Below are 25,166 nucleotides of genomic sequence, written 5' to 3' on the forward strand. Positions count from 1 at the left end.
GCTCCGCGGCAACTCCAGACGCCTTTCGTAACGTTGTTTCGTGAGGAGATGTCTAAATGGGTCTTTCCTGGAAAAAGTCTGATACGCACATCCACTTGTCCGGCGCGAACAAGCGCCATAGCGGAATTCACACCGTCACGCCTACTGCCAAGGCAACGGAAACAACTCCTAAAGAAAAACGCGGCTCTCCGTTTGGTGAACTGCAATTTGGCCCCGAAGCAGGCGCTCCGCCAAAATCGTACAAATCCATCCTGGGGCTGTAATGTCCTCTTCTTAACTAGCTTTTCTCTGCCGTTCGGTCGTCTAGCCCCTGCTCCCACATTCTGCATTGCCCAAGCCCCGGCACACTTCCGGGGCATCCTATTGCGCGGTATTTTCTGCAAAACCACCGAACTCATAGCGTTACCGAGTTTGTTCCGCTTCCCGAAATCAGGCAAGATTTTCTCTTCTTTTCAGGCAACTCGTTGAAACCCCTGTAAATAAAGGCTATTTCGCTCGTTCCGAGGCATCGGAGCAAAATCCAAGCTGCATCCCAGACATTGCGCGGTGAAAAAGAGCAGCAGATGAGTGCTCCCGCGACGGAGGAAGTACCAATGATTTCCCTGAAGAGTTTTGTACAGCCCATGGCTGCGCTTTCCCTGGTCGCCTGCATGACCACAGGATGTTCACATCAGCAGAGCGCGATCGACGCGGCCAAGAAGGACGTTACCGCCACTGGGCAACCACAGGAAGTGGTCTACGCGGAACCAGACGGCAGCACCACCCTGACGATGGTCACACCGCCAGCACCTGGCGCCAGCGTTCCTACCACGGTCCAGTCCACAGTCCCAGCCGGCACCACTCCCACGCAGGGCCTGCCAGACTGGAGCCAAGGCATCCACCCGGCACCGCGCCATGCGGCGCGATTCAAAGCACCGGGTGTGATGGTCGAAGGCACAATCACGCAGACAGCCACGGCTCCCGCAGCGGCCCCGGCGTATAGCAGCGCAACGCCGACAGCGCCAATGACAACGGCAACCACCACACCAGCACCGGTGTTCGTCCCTGCCGACATCACAATCCCCGCAGGAACTTCGCTGGCCATCCGCATCAACCAGCGAATCGACGTGAAGCACGCACGCATCGGCGACCGCTTCACCGGCGACCTATCGGAGAGCGTCACGCGTGACGGCAAGGTCATCCTGCCGCGTGGCACCGACGTGCGTGGTGTGGTCGACGCAGCCCACCGTCGCGGCCACTTCAAAGGCCGTTCGGTACTTGAACTGCGCCTGACCTCGATCGTGCACGACGGCAAAGCCTACCCGGTACAGACCGCAGACTTCGTCGCCAGCAAAAAGGGTAAGGGCAAGCGCACCGCAGGCTGGATCGGCGGCACCGCTGGAGCAGGCATGCTCATCGGCGGCATCGCCAGCGGAGGCGTCGGCCTGCTCGCAGGTGGACTTGCTGGGGGCGGCCTCGGCACCGTCATCGCAGGCACCACGGGCAACCGCGACATCGTCATCCCTGCGGAATCGCTCGTTCGCTTCCGCCTGGAAGACGACCTGACGGTCAGCTCCACACCGGAAACGGCAACGGTCGCGGATAATCGCCCCGTCACGAACTAGAAGAACAATTCCCTCCCCCAGAAGGAAAAAGTAGTGCTTCCCTCAAAGGGGCCTCAAAACGAGGCCCCTTATTTTGTCACCTGCATTACATCTCGCGGTCGTAGAACGCCGGTGGCTCAATCCCCAGCGAACGCAGGTACACATACCCCTGTCCGCGATGATGCACCTCGTTCTCCAGCACATAGAACAACAACTGAAAGCCCTTCATCTCCCACTGCCCAAAGGCCTTCATCGTTTCGCTGAAGCGTCCCAGTGGGATTAAAGGAAACTCCTTATCAAGTTGCGCTGTCTGGGCGTCCCACTCAGTCAGCAACCCCTGCTTGGTGGTCGGCTTGGCATGCTCAAAATGCTCCCACTTCAGCGTCGTCATCCCACGCACCGTGGGCAAAGCCATGCCAAGAAACTCGTTGCCCATCTCTCCAAACGTACGCATGCCGCCAAGGCTGTACGTGAACAGCTTGTCCTCGGGAAATGCCTCAAACATTTTGCGTGTAAGCCGGCGATGCCCCTGCCAATGCGTCAGAAACTCCTCGGGTGTCACTACGGTGGTCAATTCGGTTGTCATGGTGCTCCTCCCGCCCATCGATGGGCACGAACACCAACATATTCGGCATTCACGACAGTCCCTGTCGTAAATTGGGAACACACTTTCCCTATGCAAGATCCCGTCATGCGCGTGCGCACGGTGCTTGAAATTCTTCAGGCACGCGACAGTGTCTCGGGCGCGGAACTCGCGCGGCGCCTTGAGGTCGACCTGCGCACGGTGCAGCGATACATCGTGCGTCTCAAAGACCTCAGCATTCCCATCGACTCCACACCGGGAGTCGGCGGAGCCTACCGCCTGCGTCCGGGCTTCCGCTTGCCTCCGCTGCTGCTTACCAACGAAGAGGCGTTTGCGCTGTCGCTCGGCCTGCGCGCACTCCGTCAGATCGGTCTCGAAGCCTTCGCACCTGCGACGGAAGGCGCACTCGCCAAGCTGGAACGCGTGCTTCCCCACGCCCTGCGCGAGAGCGTACGCGTTGTCGAAGACACCGTCGCACTTGAGCCAAGCATGTGGACGGTTCCAACCTCCGTCTCCTGCCTCATCGCAGCCGCGACCGCCATCCGTGCAAGCAAGCGCATCCACTTCCGCTATGAGTCGCATGCCAAGGAAGAGTCCAACCGCGAAATAGAACCCTACGCAGTTCTCCATGTCGACGATCGCTGGTACCTCATCGGCCATTGCCTCACACGCAAGGCGATGCGAACCTTTCGCCTGGACCGCGTCACCGACTTACGTTCCGTCAACCAGACTTTCGTGCGTCCGCAAGACTTCGACGCACGAGCCTACATGGCCCAAAACATGCCGTTCGTGCAGTCGCGTTATCAGGTCGACGTTTGGGTCGAGATGTCCGCCGAAGAAGCGCGACAACACTTCGCACTATGGCGCGTGAACCTCGAACCGGAAGACAACGGTGTACGCATGCGATGCGGTCGCGACACCCTGGACATGTTCGCAGCCATATTGCTCACACTGAATCGCCGCATCGTAGTCCACAGCCCAAACGAACTACGCGAGACTTTCCGACAACTCGCCCAGCGCGGCGAAGCCGCCGCACAAGACAACGCGTAATAACAATCCAACCTATCGAATGATAGCCACGGACGAAGATCGTTATCCCTGAAGAGTGACAAAAATCTCTGATCGAATCTTCCAGCCAGCGGATGTTCGCCGCCACATCGCAGCATAGCTGCCGGTATACGCGACGGAACCAGACGGCAGCGTTGCGACCCAACTGCCATGCTCGGCAGCCAAAGCCTGATCGTCTGCGACATGGATAGCCTCAGGCGTGCGCACATACGTCATGCCCTCTTTCGGACGGTCGAAGCCTATTTTGAACAACCGCAGATATTCGGCACGCGATGCGACGAACGTTCCATCACCAATGACGCCCACGTAGTCCTCACCAAGCGAGGCTCCAACGCCAACCAGATTCCGCCTCGCAATCGCACGATTGGAGTTCTCTCGGGCGCGTCGAATCTCCGCTTCATCCGACTCTCTGTCCAAACCTGTCTCATGCATGTTGCTCTGATCCCTGTGAAGCAAATAACACCGTATCGCAAATAGCGAAGCGCGTACGTAACAAGCGTGAAACGACACGCAGCAGAGTTACTTCATCTTGATGCCCGACGGAGCAAAGTTCTCACCCTTCAGATACGTACCCAGACGAATCGGGCCGGTGTGCTCTACCGTGATCACCCGCTCCATCTTTTCCCCCGGCTTGAGCGAAAACGAAATCTCCTTCGGCGTCACAATCCTGCCACTCACGCCCGGCTCCATCCACAAGTCAAACACTCCACTTCGCGCGCTTCGTCCCTGGTTTTCGATAACCAACTTCGCCTGCGTCGGGCTCACCTCCGTGAGGCGACGCGCAATTACCGGCGTATCGATATCGAGACCCATGCCCTTCACCCAATCCGGATTCCACACCGCATTTTCCGGATGAACCTGGTTCCCCGCCGAGTCCATGTTCTTCTCCTCGGTCAGCTTGTCGTAGTACGCGACCCACACCCTACACCAACACTCGTTGTTGTGGATGACATTGCGCATCGGCAGCCCCGGCGGCTGTTCCAGAAAACCCACCAGTTGCGGATAGCGGCTGCGCCACGGCTCTTCCTTGTAAGGCATCGCCTTCAGTCGGTTCAGCAGTGCCGGATTGGTGCCGTCAAAGTAAGCCTTCTGCCACCCCATACCGCGCGCGTCAAAGTGGATGCCCATGTCGTCATCCACAAACTTGTTCTCCTCAAAAATGTTGTCGCTGCCGCCACCAATCTTTGCGCCGCGAGCAGCTCCACGAATTACATTGCCAACCACATAGGACCCACTGGATTCGTCATCCAAATAAACGGCGTTGATGTCTCCCAGCCCGAGGTTGTGAAAGTAATTGCCGCGCACCGTGTTGCCACGTTCCGTCGTGTCCGCGCCAATGTAGTACGCGCTCGCATCGGCGGTCTCCATCGCCACGGTATGAATGTCGTTGCCTTCAATCACGTGGTCATTGCCATGCACCCATATGGCGAAGTGCGGAGCATGATCAATCGTGTTGCCCACAACGCGATTCCCAACACCCGACACATTGATTCCCGGCGTATACGTGCGCGACCAGCGCGCATAGTCATGAATATGATTGCGTGCCGCAACGTGCCCGGCAGCGGTGAGAGTCTTGCGGTCTCCACCGTCCAGAACGATGCCTCCATCGCCTATATCGCGAATCTCCGAATCTTCTACCGCATCCGCAACTCCACCGTGGATAACCACGCCTGCGTTGCCAACGTTGGCAATACTGCAATGCGTAACGCGGTCATGACTACCGTCACGAATCACAATCCCATCAGCCCGCGTCAGAGCAAAATCAAGATCACGAAACTCTACATACGATGCGCCTTCGATACTCACAAGCGGCGTATCCAGCAGCGAAACCTCAGTGACTCCAGAAGCGATGGGAGACGGCGGCCAGAAGTACAACACACCAGCCTGTCGATCCAGGTACCATTCGCCCGGTTCGTCCAACTCCTCCAGAACATTCACAACCTGCCAGCGCTGTCCGCTCCTGTAGTTGTAGTTAGGATTCGGCGCTGCGGTATCGATGAGATGATGCGTCGTGTCGATATGCGTGATGCGCTCGTAATGATCGGCCCAATCGTAGTACCAGTAACCGTGAACCCACGCATCAGGGGCGTTCACCCATCGCGCAGCGCGTTCACCCTCATACGCAAACTGGTTCTGCGCTTTGTCTTTGGTGGCTGCATCTGTGTAAGCCCAACCAACGTTCGGCCAACGTGCCAGCGTCATCGGCCTGTTGTTAAAGAACAACTCCAGCGCCGCAATGTTCGGCCTTCCCATGCCGCGCGAAAGAATCTGGCCATAGCTGGTGATCCCCTGCGCGCGTAAATCAGCACGCAGAATCTCTCCCCGCCACTTCTTGAATTTCCGTACCGGCGCGCCACCAACAATCCGCACCTTCTCTCCCGCCACTGCACGATAGACCACAGGTGCACTCGAAGTCCCACTATCGATGGAGGTCAGCGTAAATGCCGATGTCCTGCGGTAGTACCCGTCGCGCAGCCAGATCGTGATGGGAGCATCATGCTTCGCGGCACGCGCTGCATCGCGTGCGCGTTCCAATGAAGCAAAGGGCCGTGCCTTCGTGCCGGGGTTCGTGTCTGCACCTTTCGGTGAAACATAAAACTCTTCACCGCAAACCTGTACCGCAGAACAAAGCGCCAGAAGAACAAGAACCAAAACAGGTCGTAGGTATCTCAAGATCAAAGCAACGCCCCCAGATGACATCCCCGCGTTGACACCTGCGCAAAGCTTCACACCCTACGCGACGGCCATGGGATAACCCAGCAATTCTGTCATGCTGTCCGGTAGGTCAGTATCGGCAAGCGTTGCAGTGTTTGATCAGGCGGAAATGCATCCGGCGCTCGACATCTGCTTGTAAGCGCGCAGCATGATGACGACGCCGATGAGATTGAGCAGTGGTGGCGGCAGCAGAAGAAACCAACCCAACGTCGTGAGCGAATGTGCGGTGACGATGACGTAGGAGATGTCGGTAAAGAGATCGGAAAAGCGAACTCCGGCCTCGACAGCCAGCCAGACAGGTTGTCTTTTCCAGCGCCAGAGCGTGATGGCCTGGGCAAGCGCGAAAGCAATCCACTGTCCGGCGGAGCGACGCAGGAATGCCACGTCGAAACCCATGGGAAGAGCGTGATGGAAGAGGCGAAACCAGAGGTCGGGCGCGATCCAGGAGATCACGAAGAGCAGCGTGTCCTCAATCAACGCGCCCCAAAGATAGACGAGGATCAGAATGCGCAGAGGGCGTCCGATCATGCCGTGATCGTCTCACAGACACATAGTTCGGAGTCCAGTCAAAAAGCAACACGACGCAGACGTACCGCAACGAATACGGCAAACGCGGATGCATGATGTTCGATGGGGAAAGGGTTTGATGGTCGGGGCGGAGAGATTCGAACTCCCGACCCTCTGCTCCCAAAGCAGATGCGCTACCAGGCTGCGCTACGCCCCGACTGTCGCTATTTTACCTTCATTGGGGGCTTCCACATCAATGGTGCGCGCCCATTGCGAAGAAACGTCCTGCAATGTAGGCCAGCAACACGATGGGAATGGCCAACAGGAGCATCATGCCCATGAAAAGGGCACCGAGGAAAAGCCAGTCAGAGAGTTGATGGCGGCGGCGTTGCTGTGGGGTGGCTCCCCTCACTGGGATGGATGGGGCACCCTCTTTGTAGACGGGGATGGTGCCGACCGACCGCTCTAACAACATGAAGTTCTTACGGTTTGCCTTCCATGCAATGTCGAAGGCGTCGCCCAGGATGGGTACCGTGCCCACGATGGTTTCAATGGCCACGTTAGCGAACATGCGTGCCAGCGTGACGCGGGGCACTCCGCGCAGCCATGCGGCCAGAATGATGATCCACGAGGCCATGGCGCCCAACACGTCGCCGATGCCGGGGATCAGGCCGATGATGCCGTCAAGACCGAAACGAATCTGCGTGCCGGGGATGCGCAGGTAGTCATCCAGCAGGTGCGAGAGTACGTCGAGGTTGCGGTCGCTGAAGAAGTCGCCGCCACCGCCGAAGCGTGGGCGCAGGATTTCGGGCTCGGAGGTGGGACGTGGCGGCATCGCTTTGTCTATTCAACTCGCTTTCCCGCCACAGGGAAAGTCACACCCGCAGGAAGATGCGTTTGCGATAGAACGGCAGCACGATGAGCCATGTGACCAAGACGGCGATCATGCCATAGCAAAGCTCCGGCCAGCCGTGCCCCGGGATGAGCCAATCCAGCTTGTAATGCAGGGTGCGCAGTATGTTTCCGTCTGCGCTTTTGACCTGCGAAAAGATGGGCGGCAGCAGTTCCGACACCATGTACGCCAGGATGGAGTTCGTGCCGAAGACCATGAGCGGCTTATAGATAGCCGGTGCTTCGTTGGCGGCGAGGCCGGAGCGGCCCCAGCGCTTGGCATCGATGATGTAGACCGAGGCGGCCAGCAGGAGCAGGCTGAGTCCGCCTGCGAGGAGCGAGAACGAGCTGGTCCACAGCTTTTTGTTCAACGGGAAGACGATGCTCCACAGCAGGCCTGAGGAAACCAGCACGATGCCAGCGACGGCGATTCCTGCGGCCTTGCAGGCGTTGGAGCGCCTGGTGCGGAGCCACATGCCCGCCAGCACGCCGTAAAGGGCGGTGCTGATGGCCGGGAGCGTGGAGAGCAGGCCCTCGGGGTCGCGGACGCGCTGGTAGAGATGCTGCGGCGCGAAGATGGCGCGGTCAATGTACGAGGTCAGGTTGCAGTTGGGATCGTTGATGGGGATTTCGTGCGTTGGGATGCCGCAGCCGGGGACCGGAACGTAACGCATCAGGAACCAGTAGCTGATAAGGCAGGCGATGGCGATGACAGCCTTGTCTTTCCATCCGGAGTGCAGGAGGCAGAGCGTTCCAACGATCAGGTAGCAGATGGCTGTGCGCTGCAGCACGCCGTAGAAACGGATGCTGTCCAGATGCTGGAAGGGAAAGGTGTTTACGATGAGCCCGAATAAAACCAGGATGGCGGAACGACGGAGCGTGTGCAGGAACAACGTGCGTCGTGAGGCGCCCTTGGCGAGACGCGCGGCCATGGATAAGACGACTGACAGTCCCACAAGAAACAGGAATGTGGGGAAGACAAGGTCGGTCAGGGTGAAGCCGTTCCACTGTGCATGACGCAGTTCGAAGAAGCCCTTGTTTCCAGGCTGATTGTTGACCAGAATCATGACCGCAATCGTGAGTCCACGGAGTAGATCGACGCTTAATAACCGCTCTGTACGCGGTGCTTCTACCGTGGCGGTGCGAACAATATCGGAATCAGGCGTCCGGGCAAAATCCGGATCAGCAGTGGCGGCATTCACGGGCATGGAGGAAGCATAAGGCCTGAGAAGGGCTTTTGGATGGTACAATCGAACCTGTAATGGCGGCTATAGTTCAGGGGGTAGAACGCGGGGCTGTGGCACCCGATGTCGAGGGTTCAAATCCCTCTAGCCGCCCCAAGAATTAAGCAACGGACACCCTACAAGGTGTCCGTTCTTCTTTGCAGTGTGAGACGCTGTTGGGCATGGCTCTCTTCGCAGGCACCTCTGGCTGGGCGTATGCAACGTGGAAACCGGGGTTCTACCCGGACAAGCTGCCGCAGAAACGGTTTCTGGAACATTACGCCACTCGGCTGAACTCCGTTGAGGTGAATTACACCTTTCGCGCGCTGCCCACGGAGACACAGCTTGCCGGATGGATGGAGGCTGCGGGGCCGGATTTTCGGTTCTCGTTCAAAGCGCCTGAGGTCATTACGCATCGCAAACGGTTGAAGGAGTGCGGCGACTCGGTTGACCGCTTTGTAACTGCGCTTACGCCGGTTCGGAACGCGGGCAGGATGGGTGCTTTGCTGTTTCAGTTGCCACCCAACTTCAAAGCAGACGTGGCCAGGCTGGAAGACTTCCTTTCCCTGCCCCAGATGGCGCATGCCGGTCGGGTGTGTTTCGAGTTCCGCAATGTTTCGTGGTTCGACGAGGCGACGTGGAGTGTGCTGCGTCGATTTAACGCTGCTGTGTGCATTGCGGAAAGTGAAGACCTGAAGACCCCTGAGGTTCAGACCGCCACGGACTTCGCCTGCTATCGACTGCGTATGGCAGGTGGCTATGACGATGTCATCCTCGCCGACCAGGCTGCGAAGTTTCACGCGCTGGCGGCGGATCGGGATGTGTTTGTGTATTACAAACACGAGGACGATCCAGCGGGACCGCTGGCAGCGGAAGCGATGCGCTTGCAGGCTGCCGAGCTCTAGAAGTTGCCGCGAAACCCGAGTGTGCGAAGTTTGGTGCGGTTCAGCGTGGCATGAATGCCGTCGTGCGGGAAGCTGGACCATGTGCCGACTTCGGCCGCGGTGAGGGCTCGGAGTGCTTCGGCCTCGTTGCGGAAGCGCACCGGACGCAGGTGACGCAAAGCGTGGTCCGGACCGGGTGAGTCTCCGACGAGTTCCGCGTACAGCCACAGGCCCATGCCGAGCATGCGTAGTTGCAAATGAAAGAAATGTTGGTCCATCCGGCTCTAACGTAACGCATCCGGTACGCTAATGCCACACACGCCACTTTACGCATCCAAGCGTGCAGGACTCTATGCAGACTTACGCTCGTCGACTTGCTCTTGTACTTGCCTTCACTCTTCTTCCCCTTTCCGGCTGCAAACGCACGCACCAGATCATTCATCACGCCACCAGCAGTGAACCGGATTACACGCCGCAAATTCTTGCGGATATTACGCCGGGGCACATCGACGGGATGAAGTATCCAGACTTCACCGACATTCAGGCGCAGGTGAACAACCTGTATGACATGCGTGATGTGGATGCTCTGTGGGTGAAGAGTGGAAAGCCCACCGCTCAGGCAGATACGATGCTGCAGGAGTTTTCGAACGCGATGCAGCGCGGTCTGCGTCCGGAAGACTATGACGCCAGCCGATGGGATGAGCGTGTGGCGAATTTGAAATCGCCCGAGGGCGCTGCGCTGTTTGATGTAGCGCTCACCGTCAATGCAATTCGGTATCTCAACGACCTGCACGAGGGCCGCACGAATCCTGCGCACTTCACCTTTGGCGTGAAGGGTTACAACGAGAAGAAGATCGATGCGGTCACGATCCTGAACACGCAGATCATTGACGCTTCCGATGTCACCGCTGCAGTGGATGCTGCGGAGCCGCAGTCGCTGCAATACAAGGCGTTGAAGACGGGGTTGAAGAAGTACCTTGATCTGGTTCCGCAGGATCACTCAGATCCTCTGCCTGAGATGAATCCGAACGCGAAGTCCATTGCGATTACAGCGGGCTATCCTGCTCTACAGTCGTTGCAGCAGAAGCTGACTTTGCTGGGCGACTACAGCGGCGATGCGAATGCCACCGCTTCGTCGGCGGATCTGACGGAAGCGCTGAAGCACTTTCAGCATCGTCATGGTTTGAATGAAGATGGCAAGCTTGGCAGCGCCACGATTGATGCGTTGAATACGCCGGTTACTGCGCGGGTTACGCAGATCGTGGACTCGATGGAGCGTTGGCGCTGGCTGAATGATGACTATCAGAATGCCGCGATCATCGTGAACCTGCCAGAGTTTGAGTTGCGCGCGTTTGAAGGCACAGGCAACGATCATCACGAAGTGTTCCGCATGAATGTGGTGGACGGAAAGAGCGATGACGACACGCACCACACGCCTGTGATTGCTGACCAGATGAAGTATCTGGTCTTCCGTCCCTACTGGAATGTGCCGCCGTCGATTGCGCGCAAAGAGATCATTCCGCATATGCAGAAGCAGCCGGGATATCTGAGCGCGAAGAACTACGAGACGGTGGATCTGAAGGGCAACGTAGTTTCACCGAACATTGCTGCGATCGATAAGGGTACGCAGATGGTGCGGCAAAAGGCAGGCACTTCGAACTCACTGGGATTGGTGAAGTTTATGTTCCCGAACCAGTTCAACGTGTATCTGCATGACACGAATGAGAAGGCGTTGTTCACACGCACGCGTCGCGACTACTCACATGGTTGCGTTCGTTTGCAGGACCCGCCGAAGATGGCGAACTGGTTGCTGCGCGATAACTCGAAATGGGATGAAGATTCGATTGCTGACGCTATGAACGATGGTCAGGACAACAAGACGGTGTTGTTGCCCAAGCCCATTCCGGTTGTGGTTTTCTACGGCACGGCATGGAGCGACGATGGCGAGATGCACTTCTTCCGCGATATGTACGGCTATGACGATGACCTGGAGAAGACGCTGAACGGTGGACGGCCTTATCCACAGAAGCCGATGAAGGCAGTGACAGAGAAGGACGCATAAGCATCCACACAAAACGAGGAAGGCCCGGCTGCTTGCCGGGCCTTCGTACTTTATGCGGGAAGCAATCTATTAGTGCTGCGCTTCTTCCAGCTTGTTGATCTGGTCCGGCGTGAGTTCGCCGCGAATCTGCAACTGCATGTGTGTGTATGCCTGCTCCAGTTCGGCGCGCGCCTGTGCTGTGCGTTGAATCTCAGTGAAGAGGTCGTTCTCTGATGCGTTGTTGCTGCGCTTCAGTGCATCCAGCTTGGACTGCTGTTTTACAAACGCGTCGTAACGCTGCTGGAGCGTATCGCGGTTCTGCGAGAAGACCTGATCCATGCGCTTCTGCTGGTCGCCGTTCAGGCCCAGAGATTTCGCAACACCTTTGTTGTCCCACCAGCGACCAGCGACGCCGTTGCCGTGCGAGTTGCCGCCGCGCATACCGCCACCGGAACCATCACCGTGGGGCATACCGCCACCGCGCATGCCACCCATGCGGCCACCGCCGCCGGGCATGCCCATGCCGCCGCCAGGTCCGCCACCGCCTGGGCCACCGGGACCCTGCGCGTACGCCACTGTTGCCGCCATTATCAGGCAGCCAATCAGCAGTATCCGGCTATTGCGTCCCAGCGTCATTGGTCCCTTCAATCGAGCTTGCTATTACTCTGCACTTCCATGATGCCGTGTCTCGGCATTCTGTGCACGCCCTAAACCGAGCGCATCCACCGGCAGAGCACTTCCTGTATTCAGTGCGGAATCAATCGATTCCAGCAGAGCGTTATCGTCAGCAAGCTGCTGCTGCGGACTGGCCTGCGCCACGGCAGGAATTGTTTGCTGATCCATGGCCGTCTCGTCGCCGGGAACACCCGTAAAGTGCAGGACGCCGACCGTGACCGACATGATGGCGACAGCGGCCATGGCCCACTGCGGGGCGACAACCCAAAACTGACGTCGACGGGCAGCCGTGGCCAGCGAAGGCTGCGCGGCGCTGCGACGCTCTGCCCAGGCCAGCGTTTCTGAACGGTAGGTGTCCAGAGCGTCCTTCATCTCAGAAAGCTCCGCCGTTTCGTCCGAGGCATGGTGGTGCGAGACGAGCATTTCGCAGAAAAGCTCGTCGCTGAGGTGTTCCGAGGAATCCATCGGGTTCTGTTCGTCTTGTCTCATACCCGTTGCCCTCCTACACGTGCCCGAACGGATTTTACCGCGCGATGCAGGTGTGTTTTCACCGTATTTACCGGCATATTCATTACTTCGGCAATTTCAGCAAGGTCCATCTCTTCGATGAAACGAAGGAGGAAGACGGTGCGCTGATTTGGCGAAAGTCCCTCCATCGCCTGATGCACCTGCAGGGCCTGCTCGCGTGCCAGCAGCGTGCCTTCCGGGGAAGAGCCGCTGCTGCGCAGGTGGTTTGCCATTTCGCTGGCGTCCACCGAGGACGCGCCAGCCTTCTTCCAGAACTTGAACTTCTGCGTACGCGCGTGGTCCCGGATCAGATTCACCGCGATGCCCGTGAGCCAGGTGTTCAGGCTGCAATCGCCGCGGAAACCGGCACGATTGCGGTAAGCCTTCAGCAGAGCGTCCTGCACGATCGTGTCTGCCAGATCCTCGTCCCGCACGCTGGCCATAACGAAGCGCAGGAGCCGAGGACGGTAGTTCCGCGCCAGCGTGTCGATGTCGTCCAGCTCGGTGACGACAGAAACCTGTTCCCGGATTGCAAATTTCAACACGTCGGCATGAAGTGTAACCGCCATAGCGCTATGTCCTGTAGGGGCAAATAAGAAAACTTTCCTGTCCCGAAAATTGCCGGGGTGCAGGCATAGTGATCGCACAACGTCCGACGAGGCTTTTCGGGTGTGGGAGTACATTTCGGTCGAATTTTGAGGATTCGGGGCAGGAAACCGGCTCACACTTTGCTTCCCTGCCCGTCGCGCGGGTGGCGGGATTGCCGCGTTTCTGTGGCCGAAAAGGATGCCCCGTGGGCTTTCCTTCGAGGTGGGAGCGCCAAGTACCATGGAAGAACACGATGGATACCGTTTTCCTCCGCAATCAGACCCGAGATGAGCACAACGCTACAGAAGGCACCGTACCGTTGATGGATCCGTCGCTGACGCTGCCCCGATACGGCGACGCCCTGAGGCGCATGTATCGGATTGTTCGTGCGTGGGATAGCTGGGCGGATGCCCATGCCCCCGGTGATCTCCGCCCTATTCTGCACACGCGCCGCCGGGCCAGCTTGCTGGCGGACGACCTGACAACGCTTGGGTTTCCCACACCTTCGGACGAGGAAGTGCCGCATCAACGCATGGAATCGACCGCGGTGGCAGGCGAGGCTCGCGCTGTTTTCCTTGGGCGGATGTACGTGATGGAAGGCTCCACGCTGGGTGGTCAGCTTCTGGCTCGGCACGTGGAAGAGCAATTGGGCCTTTCCGAAGGCGCGGGTGACAGCTACTTCCGCGGCTATGGCGAAGCTACGGGCGAACGCTGGCGGCAGTTCAAATCATTTTTGGAAGAGTTGCCGGATGAGCAGGCAGATACAGTAGTGGCTAGCGCTAAAAACATGTTTGCGCTCTTTGGGGAAGCGATGTCGCAAACAATCTAAGTATCTTGATTTGCGCATATCAAAATGCAGCGGCACTCCTTCCGTCTATCTTCTTTACGCGCCACACGTAATCGCCATCCTATGAAAGACATGCCGAAGCACTCCCCCTCCATGCCGCTTGCAATTGACACGGATGATTGCGCCAATGAACCGATTCGCATTCCTGGCTCGATCCAGCCACACGGGTTTCTGCTGGGATTGGATGAAGATCAGGAACACATCGTGGTGGCAAGCGAGAATGCAGCGGATTCGCTACGCACGCCTTTCAAGCTGATTCTGAATGCTTCCATTGAACTGCTGTTCGACCGCGAATTGCTGAGTGCGATTCGTCAACAGAAGTGCGCCGTGGAACCGGAAGGCATGGTCACCTACGTTGGCTCGTTCCGTGTGCGCGATGAGCTGTATGCCGTGATCTCGCATTGCGTGGAAGGCAAACGCATCCTGGAGTTTGAGCGTCAGGATCGCCTGGTGAGTTCGGAGATGATGAACTCCATCATCACGAACTTTGTAGGAACGCTGTCCAAGCTGGAGACGCAGCAAGAGCTGTGCGATGCAATTACTGCGCAGGTGGCGCAGCTCACGGGCTACGACCGCATTCTCCTTTACAGCTTTGATGAAGAAGGCCACGGCACAGTGCTCTCGGAGCAGAACAATGGACGCCTGCCCAGTTACCTTGACCTTCGTTTTCCTGCTGCTGACATTCCGCGGCAGGCGCGTGAGCTTTACCTGCAGAACACCGTGCGTATCATCCCGGATGCTTACGCAACACCATCGCTCCTGCGCGCAGTGAGCGAAGTAGCGCCGCACATTCTTGACCTTTCGTTGGCTGTGCTGCGCTCGGTATCGCCAGTGCATATCCAATACATGAAGAACATGGGCACGGTATCTTCCATGTCCATTTCCATTGTGAGTGAAGGGCGGTTGTGGGGTCTTATCAGCGGACACCATTCCGAACGACGTTCCGTGCCCTATCTGGTTCGATCGGCCTGCGACATGCTTTCGAAGCTGGTTGGAACGCAGCTTACAACCTTCCGTACGAGGGCGCGGCTAAACACTCTGACGGGCTTTCATGCGGTGCAGCGACAACTACTGACTGACATTGCTGCGCAGTATGACTATCTGGATGTGCTTTCAACGCAGATGGAGTCGCTGCAACAGATCACTGCTGCTGCAGGCGTAGCGCTGTCAATTGATGGAAAGACTCATGCGGCTGGAACTGTTCCAGCAGACGCGGACATCAATCGCATTACGCACTGGCTGGATAGACACGCAAAGAATGAAATCTATGTCACACGTGAGTTGAGCAAGGATTTGCCCTGGGCGGTTGACCTTGCCGATACAGCGAGTGGCCTGATGGCGATTCGCATCTCGGATGTGCGCCAACGTTACATCGTTTGGTTTCGGCCACAGGTCGTGCGCACTGTGACGTGGGCGGGCGAGCCCGGTAAGCCCGCTGGTCCCGAACACTTGACTCCTCGCAAATCGTTCGAGAAATGGCGCGAGATTTTTCATGGCCAAAGCATTGTGTGGACAGAGGCGGAGATAGAATCTGCTCGCGAATTTCTTGCCGCCATTACGACCATCTCGTTGCGGCGCGCGGAAGAAGAGGCAGAGCTTTCCAATGCGCGTTTTGAACAGTTGACGCACGCTCTGCCGGAGAAGATCTTCACTGCGGATGACAGCGGGCGACTGATCTACGTGAATGGCCGTTGGTTGGAGCAGGGGCTTGGCAAGCAGGGTGTCTGGTACGGCGAAGGACGCCTGGAACCCGAGGATCAGACGCGTGTGGAGCGGGTTTGGCAGAATGCTGTACACACTGGCGAGCCATTTGAAGAAGAGGTACGCATCCGTAGCGGCGAACCAAGGACGCTGCGGTGGAACATGGTCCGCGTGGTTCCCTTTCGCCGTAAGAGTGGCGAACGCGCTGGCTGGATTGGCTCTGTGATCGACCTTACAGAACGTCGCGAACGCGAGGCCGCACTGCGCATGACAGAGAAGCTGGCCCTGACCGGCCGCATGACCTCTGTGATTGCGCATGAGATCAACAATCCGTTGGAATCCATTACGAATCTGCTGTTCCTGGTGAGACACGACCTTCCGCAGAACGCGCAGTCCCAGCAGTACCTGGCACAGGCAGAAGGCGAACTGGAACGCATCTCGGGCATCACTCGCCAGACGCTCCGCTGGAGCCGTGAAAATTCGCAGGGAGCAGAGATCTTCGTAGCTGGGGTTCTGTTCTCTGAGGTACTGAGACTGTTCCGGGGAAAGATACTGAACCGCAATGTGACCGCGACCGTCCGTGAGGGACAGGACATGTCCGTATTCGGCATTGTGGGGCAGATCCGCCAGGTGATCGCCAATCTTGTTTCAAATGCTGTGGACGCAGCCCGACTTGGCGGTAACGTTTGGCTTGAAGCGCGTTCACTCAACAATGGCGGTGTAGAACTCATTGTGGGTGATGACGGCGTGGGTATGACGGAAGAACAGCAGCGCCAACTCTTCGAACCGTTCTTCTCCACGAAGGGCGACCTTGGCAACGGCCTGGGACTGTACATCTCTGAAGAGATTGTGGAACGGCATGGGGGAGCCATTCGCTGCACGAGCGCTCCTGGCGAAGGGTCAGTGTTTTGTGTCTCGTTGCCGTCGGCTCCAGCTGGGGCCACAACGAATCGCGCCTCGGCGGAAGCATGAGGCTTTTGCCTGGATGGCTGATTTCGTGCCGCACCGTGTACAATCTAACCTGACGCATGGGAGATAAACCCTGCGCTGCCTCACCGGTGGCGCCTCCTGTGATCTCCGTCGGGACGTGGCTCAGCCTGGTAGAGCGCACCCTTGGGGTGGGTGAGGTCGCTAGTTCGAATCTAGTCGTCCCGACCATCAATTTCTGTGGCTTAGCGATCTTCGCAATGGCTCTATCTGCCTCTTGTGGCTGATAGGGCCATTCGCCATTTGCTTCTTCGTTTCATGCTGGTTGTGTTCGTACGACGGCAATGCGCAACGTTGTCTTGTGATCTCCGAGGATGACTCTCATCATGCCTCCAACAAAGAAAGAGGGGGCAGCTCAAAGAGCCGCCCCGGAGGAATGTGACAGATGCACCTTCCCTCTACTGAAAGACCGATGCAAGCCTGTTCACGAAGCGAGATAGTTCGATACATGTACTAACCCCCGATGTAAAAACCAGATTCCAAAGGGAGTCGCTAACGCGATATCGCTTTAGGCGATGTTCGGTTGGCGCGATATCGACCGCGGAGCAGGTATCGTCGCGTCTTGAGCGGCATGTATCATTTTGGGGTCATGTCTCAAACACGTATGCGGGAATCGGAAGATGTTGACGCTTCCCATTCTCTCGCTCGTGCGAACGAACTCCTGATTCGCCAGGAGCTTGCATCTCTCCTCAAACATCCGCTATTTGCAAAGAGCAAGCGGTACCCCAAATTCCTTCGATTCATTGTTGAGAAAAGACTTGCGCAAGACCTCGCAAGTCTGAAGGAGCGGGTCATTGGAATCGAACTTCTGGGCAAGAAGGGCGACTATGACAACGCCGCTGATCCCGAAGTAAGAAATATCGCATCCGAAGTTCGCAAGCGTCTTAGTCTCTACTACCAGAACAATCCCGAACATCAGGTACGCGTTGAACTGCCGGCGGGGTCATACATCCCTCTGTTCCATGGGCTTGCGCAGACATCGACAGAGATCGTGACGCCGACAGAGATCGTGCCAGATGAGGTGATCGAGGATTCCACCCATACAACAGAGGCAGAGGCGATTCGCTCAGAAACGCCTGCCCAACCAATGCGCCATGATCGCTGGCTGCTGGCTACTGTCGCCGTGCTCGTCGTACTCGTGGTGCTGGGTTCAATCTTAGGAGTGCGTTCCTGGCGGAACGGCCGCAATGCAACAAGACAAACCGTTCTGGATCAGTTCTGGATGCAGATGTTCCATTCAGGTTCTCCTGTTGTCCTGGTCATTGGCACCCGCGGTGCCCGTCAGGCAGCCTCAAATACGAATGATCATTCCGTAACGCCAAGTGCCGCGAGCCCGCCCACCGTATCGATCGATAGCGCCGCTGCTCTGAGTCGAATCACCGTATTCCTTAGCACCCACGGAGAGAACTACGAGATTCATCCCGCACTGGAAACGCAATACGCAATACTTCGCGAACACCCCAGCGTTCTGATTGGTGGCTTGAACAATGCCTGGGTACTGCGGCTGCTCGATCATGCCCGGTATCGCATGCAATTCGACAGCAAGAGTGCACGAAGCTCCGTCTTGGATACGACAACGGGACGAAGCTGGATTGGTCCGCAATTCGGAGTGGTGGAAGCTGCTGAACACATGGACTACGCGATCGTTGTTCGCGAGAAAGACACGACGACAGGCGAGAACGTGATCATCGTTGCAGGGCTTGGTAGTGCTGGCACCGTTGCTGCTGCAGAGTTTGTGACGGACGCGAAATATCTGCAGCAACTCAGTCCCGCTCGCATGGGGCAAAACGTGGAATTAGTACTGGCAACCGACGTGATTGACACAGTACCAGGGCCACCTCACATCATCGCAACGCATTCCTGGCGCTGAGCCTAATCTCCAATTCCCGATTGCTGACCGGGCCATTTGCCTTTTGAACTCTTCCCTTCAGCTTGCTTTCATCTTCGTTGGTTAAGCTGTTGTCGTATCAACACAAGCGAAGCTGTCGGCTACCTCTTCATGGGGACAGCAGGAGTCTTGTGCGGAAGGCAGGATGATGGAGATTACATCTCGCGGTCTTTGGACACTGATTCATGGCATGGGCTTTGGCGCGCTGTTTCTTCTGGCGTGTTCTGCTGCCATCTATCAGCTGTGGACGATCTGCCGCAACAACGGAACGTCTGACGACCATACGGACGCTGTACTGAAGTGGTATCTGCTGGCCATGGCTCTGCTGGCGTGGCTCTCTGTTCTGAGCGGGACGTATGTTGTCTATCCCTGGTATCGCGCCGTTGCCCCGGCTGGCACACATGATCTGACGCTGTATCCGCAGCTTCTACTGAAGTCGAGTCCCACGACGATTAGTTGGCACACGCTTGGCATGGAATGGAAAGAACATGTCGCGTGGCTGAGTCCCATTGCCATGACTATGGCCGCCGTGACGTTTTTCTATTACGGTCGCGATCTAAGAAACCAACGCTATCTTCGCAGCGCTGTGTTGTGGTTCACCATTGTGGCGTTCGCTTCGGCAGCAGTGGCGGGAACATGGGGCGCCATGATCAACAAGTACGCACCAACAGTCGGTGGGAACGTCTACTCGTTTTCGCAAGGGGAGGCGAAATGAACTCTTCTACAACCGAGACCCGTTCCTTGCCGAATGGCGCAGGCGCCGCCGCAACACTTGCTGCCGGAGTTGGCTCTGCCGTCCTCGGCGTGCTGACGCTTGCCGGTGATAAAAGCCCAGCCATCAAGAATGCGCTGATCTTCTACCGGCCGACCGGTGCCCTGTCCGGTGTCACCACGGTGACGATTGCCGTGTGGCTGGCAACCTGGCTGGCGCTGCATCGCCTGTGGTCAAAGAAAGACGTGAACGTCAGGAAGATTGTGACGGTAGCTTTTGTATTGCTTGCCGCAAGCTTGCTGCTGACGTTCCCACCGTTTCTCGATGCGTTCTAACGCCTTAACGCTTCGCTAGTTCACGTTCGATGGCCTGTGTAAGAACAGGCGAATCGGGCAGAGTGTCGGGCGAGAAGCGTGCCACTGGCGCGCCTTCACGGCTCAACAGGAACTTCTCAAAGTTCCAGAGGAGCTCGGGCTCCTCATTTGGCTTTACGCCGAATTTGACCAGACCATCCACCATCGCTTGTTTGCCTGCGCCTTCTGAGCTGGGCTGAGCTTCGATCATGGCTGCATAGAGCGGATGCTTCGAAGGCCCCACGACGGTGATCTTCGAGAACATGGGGAAGTCCACACCAAAGGTGCTGCGACAGAATTGTTGAATGTCGTCGTTAGAACCTGGCTCCTGGCCTGCGAAGTCGTTCGCAGGAAAGCCCAGAACCTCAAATCCGGCATCGTGATAACGCTTGTAGGTCTTTTCCAACGCATCGTACTGGGGCGTCAGGCCGCACTTTGAGGCGACATTCACAATCAGCAGCACCTTGCCGCGATATTCACCCAGCGTGGTGACGGTGCCATCCATGCGTGTCAGAGGAATGGAATACAGATCGAAAGCCATGGCATCCAGCATAAAGCCGGTGCCGCGAAAACACCGACCAGCTTGGAAAACAGTGAAATAAAACGGCGGGCGAATGGATCCTGAATGGACCATCCGCCCGCCGCAGTTGAATTTAGATCGCAGCTGCCAGAGCAGTCTTTTGGCGGCGCTTCTTGTATGCGGCCAGATCGTCCTGCCACGAACCCAATGCAATCGCCAGCGGAGATTCCTCTTCGCGCAACGCCTGCTGCTGGAGATAGTTCACCTTTTTTCCGAAGACTGACATGCCTTCGGTGGAACGAAGCGCGGAGGCCGCAGCTTCTACTTCCTCAACCGATGCAGCCGTCTCATCGTGCTGGCAGAGGTTGTCCGTCCAGCCTTCGGGACGGAATGAACGTGGAAGCTCGCTCTCCTGATACTCGATGCCGGAAGCCGCCAGCGACTTTGCTGTTGCTACCAGCGTTTCGCGCTTGGTTGCCATCTTCTTTACGGCAGCCTCTCGCAGAGTTTCGGTCGCGAAGACCTCATGCTTCTGCAGGTGGATCAGCTTACGATCGTAAAGATCAATTTCGCGATGTAGATCACGAAGGTAGTACTTATCCTGCACAACTACGCGCATCCGATGTGCTCCTGGCCCCAACGGCCCGATGAAATTTGTGTCTCCGAACATGCAGAGGAACCCGGAAGGTTCTGAGTGGGGGAGGGCAGTCCTCCTGCATGCACACAGTTGGTAAGATGCGCATTTCGTCGTACGCGTCAGTCGACGTGAATTTTCTGTTGCAAACGCGAAGAGGGCGACCCGAAGGTCGCCCTCTTTCCATCAGAAACTCTTAGAGTTAGACGGGCTGTACGTTCTCAGCCTGCCAGCCCTTCGGTCCCTTCACCACGTTGAAGCTCACGCGCTGGCCTTCCTGCAGCGAGCGGAAACCCTGAGCCTGAATTGCGGTGTGGTGAACGAATACATCCTCGCCGTTGTCGCGCGAGATGAATCCAAAACCCTTAGCGTCGTTGAACCACTTCACATTACCCTGTTCCATTGCCTTGTCCCTGTCCTAATACTTCGTTGGTGTTTCGCTGAATCTCTCAATACAGGTTTTGCAAGTGCGTTTGGGCAGGGCGAGCAAAGAACCAAAACTGAGGGTCAAACGATTGCGAATAGCGTAGCACAAACCCTCGGAATGGCAGCGACTTTTTCGCAGCTCATTCCGTCTAAACATAATGCCGCCTGATATTTGCACCATTCCTGTTGCAAATCAGGGATTCCCTCTTCTTAGAAACCGGGGACATTCACTGCATGATAAATCATTTCCATAATACGCAAATCCTTTAATCCATCTTCCCCTGGCGCAATGGTGTCCCGGTTCTCACGCACGGCAGCGGCTAGCTCTTCAGCTTCCAGCCGGAACTCCGGGAAATCCAACTCACGAACCTTAATTTCCATGGGACGGCCGTAAGACGGGTTATGGACCTTACCCCGAATGCGATACGGTTCCTGCCAGCGGAAGGCAGGCGCCATGAACGCGCTGCCGAACTCCCCGGTGATCCGCAGGGTGTCGGAGATGTCCCGCTCATACGAAGAGACGCAGACTGCGCGCGCGCCCGACGGAAACACGCTTGTCCACCGCACCTCACGCTCCATGCCATTTGCGTCGCAGGTGGCGGACGCCTCTTCCACGGCGATGGGTTCTTCACCCAACAGAAAGCGCGCCGCGTTCAGGGGATAAATCCCTACATCCCAGAGAGATCCACCGCCGGCGAGAGAGCCCTTGTCACGCCAGCCGGATTTAAGCTTGAATCCAAATCCGCTTTCGATACGCAACGATGACTGCGGGCCAAAGGTGCCCTGCCTGATCAGTTCGCGCAGATGCTGGTGCGGCATGGTGTGCGGGCAGCGATAGGCAATGCCCAGTCGTACGCCTGCGTTGCGGCACGCGGCGATCATCGCTTCCGCGTCGGCGGAGGTGGAAGCCATGGGCTTCTCGCACAACACATGCTTCCCTGCTGCTGCGGCGCGCTCTGTGTATTCGCGGTGCAGGCTGACGGGCAGCGCCAGGTACACGGCATCTATCGACGGATTGTCAGCGATCCGGTCAAAGTCAGCATAAGAATAGGTGGCATCGGCACTATATTTCTTCGCGATGGCGCTCGCTTTTGCGGGGTCGCCACTGACCACCGCCGACACACGGCATGTGAGTGAACCACGGAGTTCTTCCAGAAAAGGCTTGGCAATATGACCCAACCCAACCACGGCAAAGCCGAATTTCCCTTCAGAAGCAGCTTTTGAGGAACGAAAACGATCCAGCAGACCCATGCCCCTAGCCTAAATGCGCCATACCGCGGATCTGGCAGCGTGTGACGCGTCGATGCTGGGGCGCCCCGCAACGTTGCCCTTCGAATCGGGTAAAATAAATAAGTAGCGCATCTGGAGCGGACAAATCGGCATCGGAGAATGCCATTTGCAGGTCGCGAAATGGAAGTCCCCGCTCAGGCACGACGCTTTATCAATTTCCGGACCGGAGCCCTTTCGCTTGAACCTTTCTTCGCGCACCAGTCGTACGCTTGCTATTGCCTTCACAACTCTCTCGACACTTGGAATTGCCGCAGGCGCACGTGCAGTTAGCGCCGCGGAAGAAGTTCCTGTAACGCCCGTCACCAAGACGGCTACGGCAAAGCCCACACTGGCTGAAGCGTTCCACCTGCGGATGCACCACCTGCACACAGGAGAGAACATCGACGTGGAATACAAGACCGACGGAGAGTATGACCTGGGCGGCATTGCGAAGCTGAACCACTTTCTTCGCGACCACCGTACGCAGGACACCGCTGACTACGACCCGCGCGAGTTTGATCTACTGCACGCACTTCTGGTGAAGCTGGGCAAGCCAGAGGCAACGATCGACATTGTCTGCGGGTACCGCACACCGTGGTCTAACAACTTCCTGCGTACGCGTTCGGCTTCAACGGGCGTGGCAGAGCATTCGCAGCACATGCTGTCCAAGGCGATTGATATTCGGATTCCCGGCGTCAGCACGCTGGCCCTGCGCAATGCAGCTCTGTCACTTGGCATGGGCGGCGTGGGTTATTACCCCACCAGCCAGTTCGTCCACGTAGATGTGGGTCCGGTACGCCAATGGCAATTTGGTGGCCGCTCGCTACAGACCGCTTCGCGTAAGGGTTCGCATCGCAGCCGTCGCGCTTAACGACACTTCGCATCACGTAGCAGAGGCGGCCAGATGGCCGCCTCTGCTGTTTGTGAAGGCAAGGGTCTTAAGGCGTAACGAATCCCTTTGCCAGCAGCGGCTTCAACTGCGTCCACGACAACACCGTATCTTCAGGATGAAACAGTCTTGGCGCAATGGTGTAGTCGGGATAGCTGATGTGCAAGCCATCGGCTTCGAGCGTCCAGTTGGTCACATCGCTCAGCACGTCCTGTAACGCTTTCACCTGAGGACCATCAATGTTCTCGTAAAGAAACTTCTCCTTCTTGTTCCGTGCACTGAGATCAGTCCAGGCCATTTCTCCCAGCTGACGCTTCCATGCCGAGTTGCCAAATACATCCTCTGCGCGCAACGCTCGTTTTTCCTTTAACAACCAGGTCAGAGTCTCGGAAGTTTCGTAAGGATGCGCTGCGCCATGGCCCATACCAAAGGCCGTAACAACGGTTGTCACGCGATCATGTTCCACGCTGCGCAATACGCCTTTGATCTGCGAATCCGCGCCCGCGGCCATCGCGTCATCCCATGTCTTCGGCAACGTTCGTTTTGTCCCGTTGACCAGTTCTTGTACGTGACCTGCGCCTGCCGTCTTCAGCATGTGAGCCTCGACAGCAGCGCTCCACGCAATCCACTCTTCTGCGTCCGTGTCTGCTGCGGGCCATGTCGCTTGCAGCGTACCGTAGCCGGGATGTTCCCCTCCTGGCATGTTCGGGTTGCTGCCTTCCACATCCGCTTCTGCAAGGAATTGGGTGCGGGTGAGAAATGCGACACCATCGCGCACACCCACGGCACCGCGCAACTGTTTTATGCGCGCGTCATACAACGGCTTCAAACAGGAAACCGCGTTAGCTCGCGTTATCGCAGGTTCATTTACGCGACAGACTTCTTGCACATAGGCAAGCCATTGCACCTGATCCACACGCAGCAAGCCAACACTGTTGGAAGACAAGCGCGAAAGATCATCGCGATAGGAAATGCCCATTGCCGAATCTGCAGCACTCAATTTGGGATCGCTGCAGATGGCGCGCTCCACGGGGCGCTTTGCTTTTGTGCAATCAAAGCTGGCTGCGTGTGCTGTGACACAACCGATTGCGCTGCACAGGAGCAGCGCTGTCCAGACGTTTCTCCGCATATCGTTTGAGATGCAAGTCTACGAAAAAACGAAAACGCCGTCCCGACAATCAGGACGGCGTCCGTTCGACAAACGCTTGTTTAGTAGCGACGGCCGTAAGAATCGTAACGCGCTTCATCTCTATGGCGCTTTTCTTCATTTGCGTGCCCCAGCAGGGCACCGCCGCCCGCACCCAGAGCACCACCGATCAGCGCGCCCTTACCGCCACCTGCCAATGCGCCAATGCCCGCACCGGCGCCACCGCCGATCAATGCACCTTTGCCGGTGCCAATGCCGCTGTGACGTTTATGCCAGTTTCCGTGGCTGTCGCGATAGTAATAACGCGAATCGTGATGTTGTGCATTTGCATTCTGCGACACCACTAAAGGAGCCGCCGTACCCAGCACCATTACACCGCCCAGAACCAGACCCGAGACTTTCTTTCCGAAAGTATTCATCTTCGTATCCTCCGCCGCCGTTCTCTGTGGGCAGCCTCGTTATTTACCAGACGAATAGATGCGGTAGTCTTTTTTAGGTTTTCTCTGTGTCGTAAGTTCCATGGGCTGA

At 57.2% G+C, this 25,166-nt stretch carries 27 protein-coding genes and 3 tRNA genes; 13 read left to right on the forward strand and 17 right to left on the reverse strand.

Annotated elements, in window-relative coordinates:
* The first annotated feature begins 56 nt into the window (after positions 1-56).
* Together M504_RS09660 and M504_RS09665 are read left to right on the forward strand one after the other, a co-directional pair.
* Positions 57-263 (forward strand): hypothetical protein, encoded by a 207-nt coding sequence (locus M504_RS09660; RefSeq protein WP_047490604.1) that lies wholly within the window; start codon positions 57-59, stop codon positions 261-263.
* Between the two features lie 330 nt (positions 264-593).
* Complete coding sequence (locus M504_RS09665; RefSeq protein ID WP_052200835.1) at positions 594-1,604, forward strand: hypothetical protein; 1,011 nt, start codon at positions 594-596, stop codon at positions 1,602-1,604.
* 85 nt (positions 1,605-1,689) lie between these two features.
* Here the strand turns inward: M504_RS09665 and M504_RS09670 are convergent, their stop codons facing one another.
* Positions 1,690-2,169, reverse strand: coding sequence for a DinB family protein (locus M504_RS09670; RefSeq protein WP_047490607.1), 480 nt, complete (start codon positions 2,167-2,169; stop codon positions 1,690-1,692).
* A 90-nt stretch (positions 2,170-2,259) separates the two neighbouring features.
* On the opposite strand from M504_RS09670, the gene M504_RS09675 reads away from it, so the two are divergent.
* Entirely contained in the window at positions 2,260-3,216 is a 957-nt protein-coding gene (locus M504_RS09675; RefSeq protein WP_047490610.1) for a YafY family protein, read from the forward strand.
* 42 nt (positions 3,217-3,258) lie between these two features.
* Here M504_RS09675 and M504_RS09680 read toward each other — a convergent pair whose 3' ends face one another.
* The 6 genes from M504_RS09680 to M504_RS09705 all read right to left on the reverse strand — a co-directional run bounded on the left by M504_RS09680 (position 3,259) and on the right by M504_RS09705 (position 8,555).
* Positions 3,259-3,666, reverse strand: coding sequence for a DUF4440 domain-containing protein (locus M504_RS09680; protein ID WP_052200589.1), 408 nt, complete (start codon positions 3,664-3,666; stop codon positions 3,259-3,261).
* An 87-nt stretch (positions 3,667-3,753) separates the two neighbouring features.
* A complete protein-coding gene (locus tag M504_RS09685) occupies positions 3,754-5,886 on the reverse strand; it encodes a right-handed parallel beta-helix repeat-containing protein (RefSeq protein ID WP_047490613.1) in 2,133 nt (710 codons plus the stop codon).
* Positions 5,887-6,048: 162 nt separating this feature from the next.
* Positions 6,049-6,477, reverse strand: a complete 429-nt coding sequence (locus M504_RS09690; protein ID WP_047490616.1) for a hypothetical protein — start codon at positions 6,475-6,477, stop codon at positions 6,049-6,051.
* 119 nt (positions 6,478-6,596) lie between these two features.
* A tRNA-Pro gene (locus M504_RS09695) sits at positions 6,597-6,673 on the reverse strand.
* Positions 6,674-6,709: 36 nt separating this feature from the next.
* A complete protein-coding gene (locus M504_RS09700) occupies positions 6,710-7,291 on the reverse strand; it encodes a DUF4112 domain-containing protein (RefSeq protein ID WP_047490618.1) in 582 nt (193 codons plus the stop codon).
* A 40-nt stretch (positions 7,292-7,331) separates the two neighbouring features.
* Positions 7,332-8,555 carry an acyltransferase family protein gene (locus M504_RS09705; RefSeq protein ID WP_052200590.1) on the reverse strand — a complete coding sequence of 408 codons (1,224 nt, stop codon included), beginning with the start codon at positions 8,553-8,555 and terminating at the stop codon, positions 7,332-7,334.
* Between the two features lie 56 nt (positions 8,556-8,611).
* Here M504_RS09705 and M504_RS09710 point away from each other — a divergent pair.
* Together M504_RS09710 and M504_RS09715 are read left to right on the forward strand one after the other, a co-directional pair.
* A tRNA-His gene (locus M504_RS09710) sits at positions 8,612-8,687 on the forward strand.
* 65 nt (positions 8,688-8,752) lie between these two features.
* Positions 8,753-9,475, forward strand: coding sequence for a DUF72 domain-containing protein (locus tag M504_RS09715; RefSeq protein ID WP_047490621.1), 723 nt, complete (start codon positions 8,753-8,755; stop codon positions 9,473-9,475).
* On the opposite strand, the gene M504_RS09720 is transcribed toward M504_RS09715, so the two are convergent.
* Positions 9,472-9,732, reverse strand: coding sequence for a hypothetical protein (locus tag M504_RS09720; protein WP_156993666.1), 261 nt, complete (start codon positions 9,730-9,732; stop codon positions 9,472-9,474). The genes M504_RS09715 and M504_RS09720 overlap by 4 nt on opposite strands.
* A gap of 74 nt (positions 9,733-9,806) precedes the next feature.
* On the opposite strand from M504_RS09720, the gene M504_RS09725 reads away from it, so the two are divergent.
* Entirely contained in the window at positions 9,807-11,516 is a 1,710-nt protein-coding gene (locus tag M504_RS09725) for a murein L,D-transpeptidase (RefSeq protein ID WP_052200591.1), read from the forward strand.
* 69 nt (positions 11,517-11,585) lie between these two features.
* Here M504_RS09725 and M504_RS09730 read toward each other — a convergent pair whose 3' ends face one another.
* Genes M504_RS09730 through M504_RS09740 form a run of 3 tightly spaced genes read right to left on the reverse strand, consistent with a single transcriptional unit; the run spans position 11,586 to position 13,246 of the window.
* The gene (locus tag M504_RS09730; protein ID WP_047490629.1) at positions 11,586-12,131 is read right to left on the reverse strand and encodes a hypothetical protein; all 546 of its coding nucleotides are present in this window, start codon (positions 12,129-12,131) and stop codon (positions 11,586-11,588) included.
* Between the two features lie 24 nt (positions 12,132-12,155).
* Positions 12,156-12,659, reverse strand: a complete 504-nt coding sequence (locus M504_RS09735) for a hypothetical protein (RefSeq protein ID WP_047490632.1) — start codon at positions 12,657-12,659, stop codon at positions 12,156-12,158.
* Positions 12,656-13,246 carry an RNA polymerase sigma factor gene (locus M504_RS09740; protein WP_047490635.1) on the reverse strand — a complete coding sequence of 197 codons (591 nt, stop codon included), beginning with the start codon at positions 13,244-13,246 and terminating at the stop codon, positions 12,656-12,658. Before M504_RS09740 ends, M504_RS09735 begins: the two co-directional genes overlap by 4 nt.
* Positions 13,247-13,518: 272 nt before the next feature.
* On the opposite strand from M504_RS09740, the gene M504_RS21275 reads away from it, so the two are divergent.
* The 6 genes from M504_RS21275 (at position 13,519) to M504_RS09770 (ending at position 19,735) form a co-directional block, all read left to right on the forward strand.
* Complete coding sequence (locus tag M504_RS21275; RefSeq protein WP_052200592.1) at positions 13,519-14,094, forward strand: biliverdin-producing heme oxygenase; 576 nt, start codon at positions 13,519-13,521, stop codon at positions 14,092-14,094.
* 111 nt (positions 14,095-14,205) lie between these two features.
* On the forward strand, positions 14,206-16,785 hold the full coding sequence (locus M504_RS09750; protein ID WP_232296230.1) for an ATP-binding protein: 2,580 nt from the start codon (positions 14,206-14,208) through the stop codon (positions 16,783-16,785).
* 109 nt (positions 16,786-16,894) lie between these two features.
* Positions 16,895-16,971, forward strand: a tRNA-Pro gene (locus M504_RS09755).
* 418 nt (positions 16,972-17,389) lie between these two features.
* Positions 17,390-18,670: a hypothetical protein gene (locus M504_RS09760; RefSeq protein ID WP_156993668.1), complete on the forward strand. Its 1,281-nt coding sequence runs from the start codon at positions 17,390-17,392 to the stop codon at positions 18,668-18,670.
* Positions 18,671-18,833: 163 nt separating this feature from the next.
* Entirely contained in the window at positions 18,834-19,403 is a 570-nt protein-coding gene (locus M504_RS09765) for a hypothetical protein (RefSeq protein WP_232296231.1), read from the forward strand.
* On the forward strand, positions 19,400-19,735 hold the full coding sequence (locus M504_RS09770; protein WP_052200594.1) for a hypothetical protein: 336 nt from the start codon (positions 19,400-19,402) through the stop codon (positions 19,733-19,735). The genes M504_RS09765 and M504_RS09770 overlap by 4 nt, the downstream gene beginning before the upstream one ends.
* A gap of 4 nt (positions 19,736-19,739) precedes the next feature.
* Here the strand turns inward: M504_RS09770 and M504_RS09775 are convergent, their stop codons facing one another.
* The 4 genes from M504_RS09775 to M504_RS09790 form a co-directional block, all read right to left on the reverse strand.
* Positions 19,740-20,294 (reverse strand): glutathione peroxidase, encoded by a 555-nt coding sequence (locus M504_RS09775; RefSeq protein WP_047494341.1) that lies wholly within the window; start codon positions 20,292-20,294, stop codon positions 19,740-19,742.
* A 112-nt stretch (positions 20,295-20,406) separates the two neighbouring features.
* Positions 20,407-20,892 (reverse strand): hypothetical protein, encoded by a 486-nt coding sequence (locus M504_RS09780; protein WP_047490643.1) that lies wholly within the window; start codon positions 20,890-20,892, stop codon positions 20,407-20,409.
* A gap of 217 nt (positions 20,893-21,109) precedes the next feature.
* Positions 21,110-21,310 (reverse strand): cold-shock protein, encoded by a 201-nt coding sequence (locus tag M504_RS09785; protein WP_047490646.1) that lies wholly within the window; start codon positions 21,308-21,310, stop codon positions 21,110-21,112.
* A gap of 233 nt (positions 21,311-21,543) precedes the next feature.
* The gene (locus M504_RS09790; RefSeq protein WP_047490649.1) at positions 21,544-22,584 is read right to left on the reverse strand and encodes a Gfo/Idh/MocA family protein; all 1,041 of its coding nucleotides are present in this window, start codon (positions 22,582-22,584) and stop codon (positions 21,544-21,546) included.
* 217 nt (positions 22,585-22,801) lie between these two features.
* Between M504_RS09790 and M504_RS09795 the strand changes: the two genes are divergently transcribed.
* Positions 22,802-23,473, forward strand: coding sequence for a DUF882 domain-containing protein (locus M504_RS09795; RefSeq protein WP_052200595.1), 672 nt, complete (start codon positions 22,802-22,804; stop codon positions 23,471-23,473).
* 67 nt (positions 23,474-23,540) lie between these two features.
* Here the strand turns inward: M504_RS09795 and M504_RS09800 are convergent, their stop codons facing one another.
* Positions 23,541-24,620, reverse strand: a complete 1,080-nt coding sequence (locus M504_RS09800) for a DUF3298 domain-containing protein (protein WP_156993670.1) — start codon at positions 24,618-24,620, stop codon at positions 23,541-23,543.
* A gap of 80 nt (positions 24,621-24,700) precedes the next feature.
* Entirely contained in the window at positions 24,701-25,057 is a 357-nt protein-coding gene (locus tag M504_RS09805) for a glycine zipper domain-containing protein (RefSeq protein ID WP_047490656.1), read from the reverse strand.
* Positions 25,058-25,166 lie beyond the last annotated feature (109 nt).

The organism is Terriglobus sp. TAA 43 (assembly GCF_000800015.1).
In the GTDB taxonomy this organism is placed as follows: Bacteria; Acidobacteriota; Terriglobia; order Terriglobales; family Acidobacteriaceae; genus Terriglobus.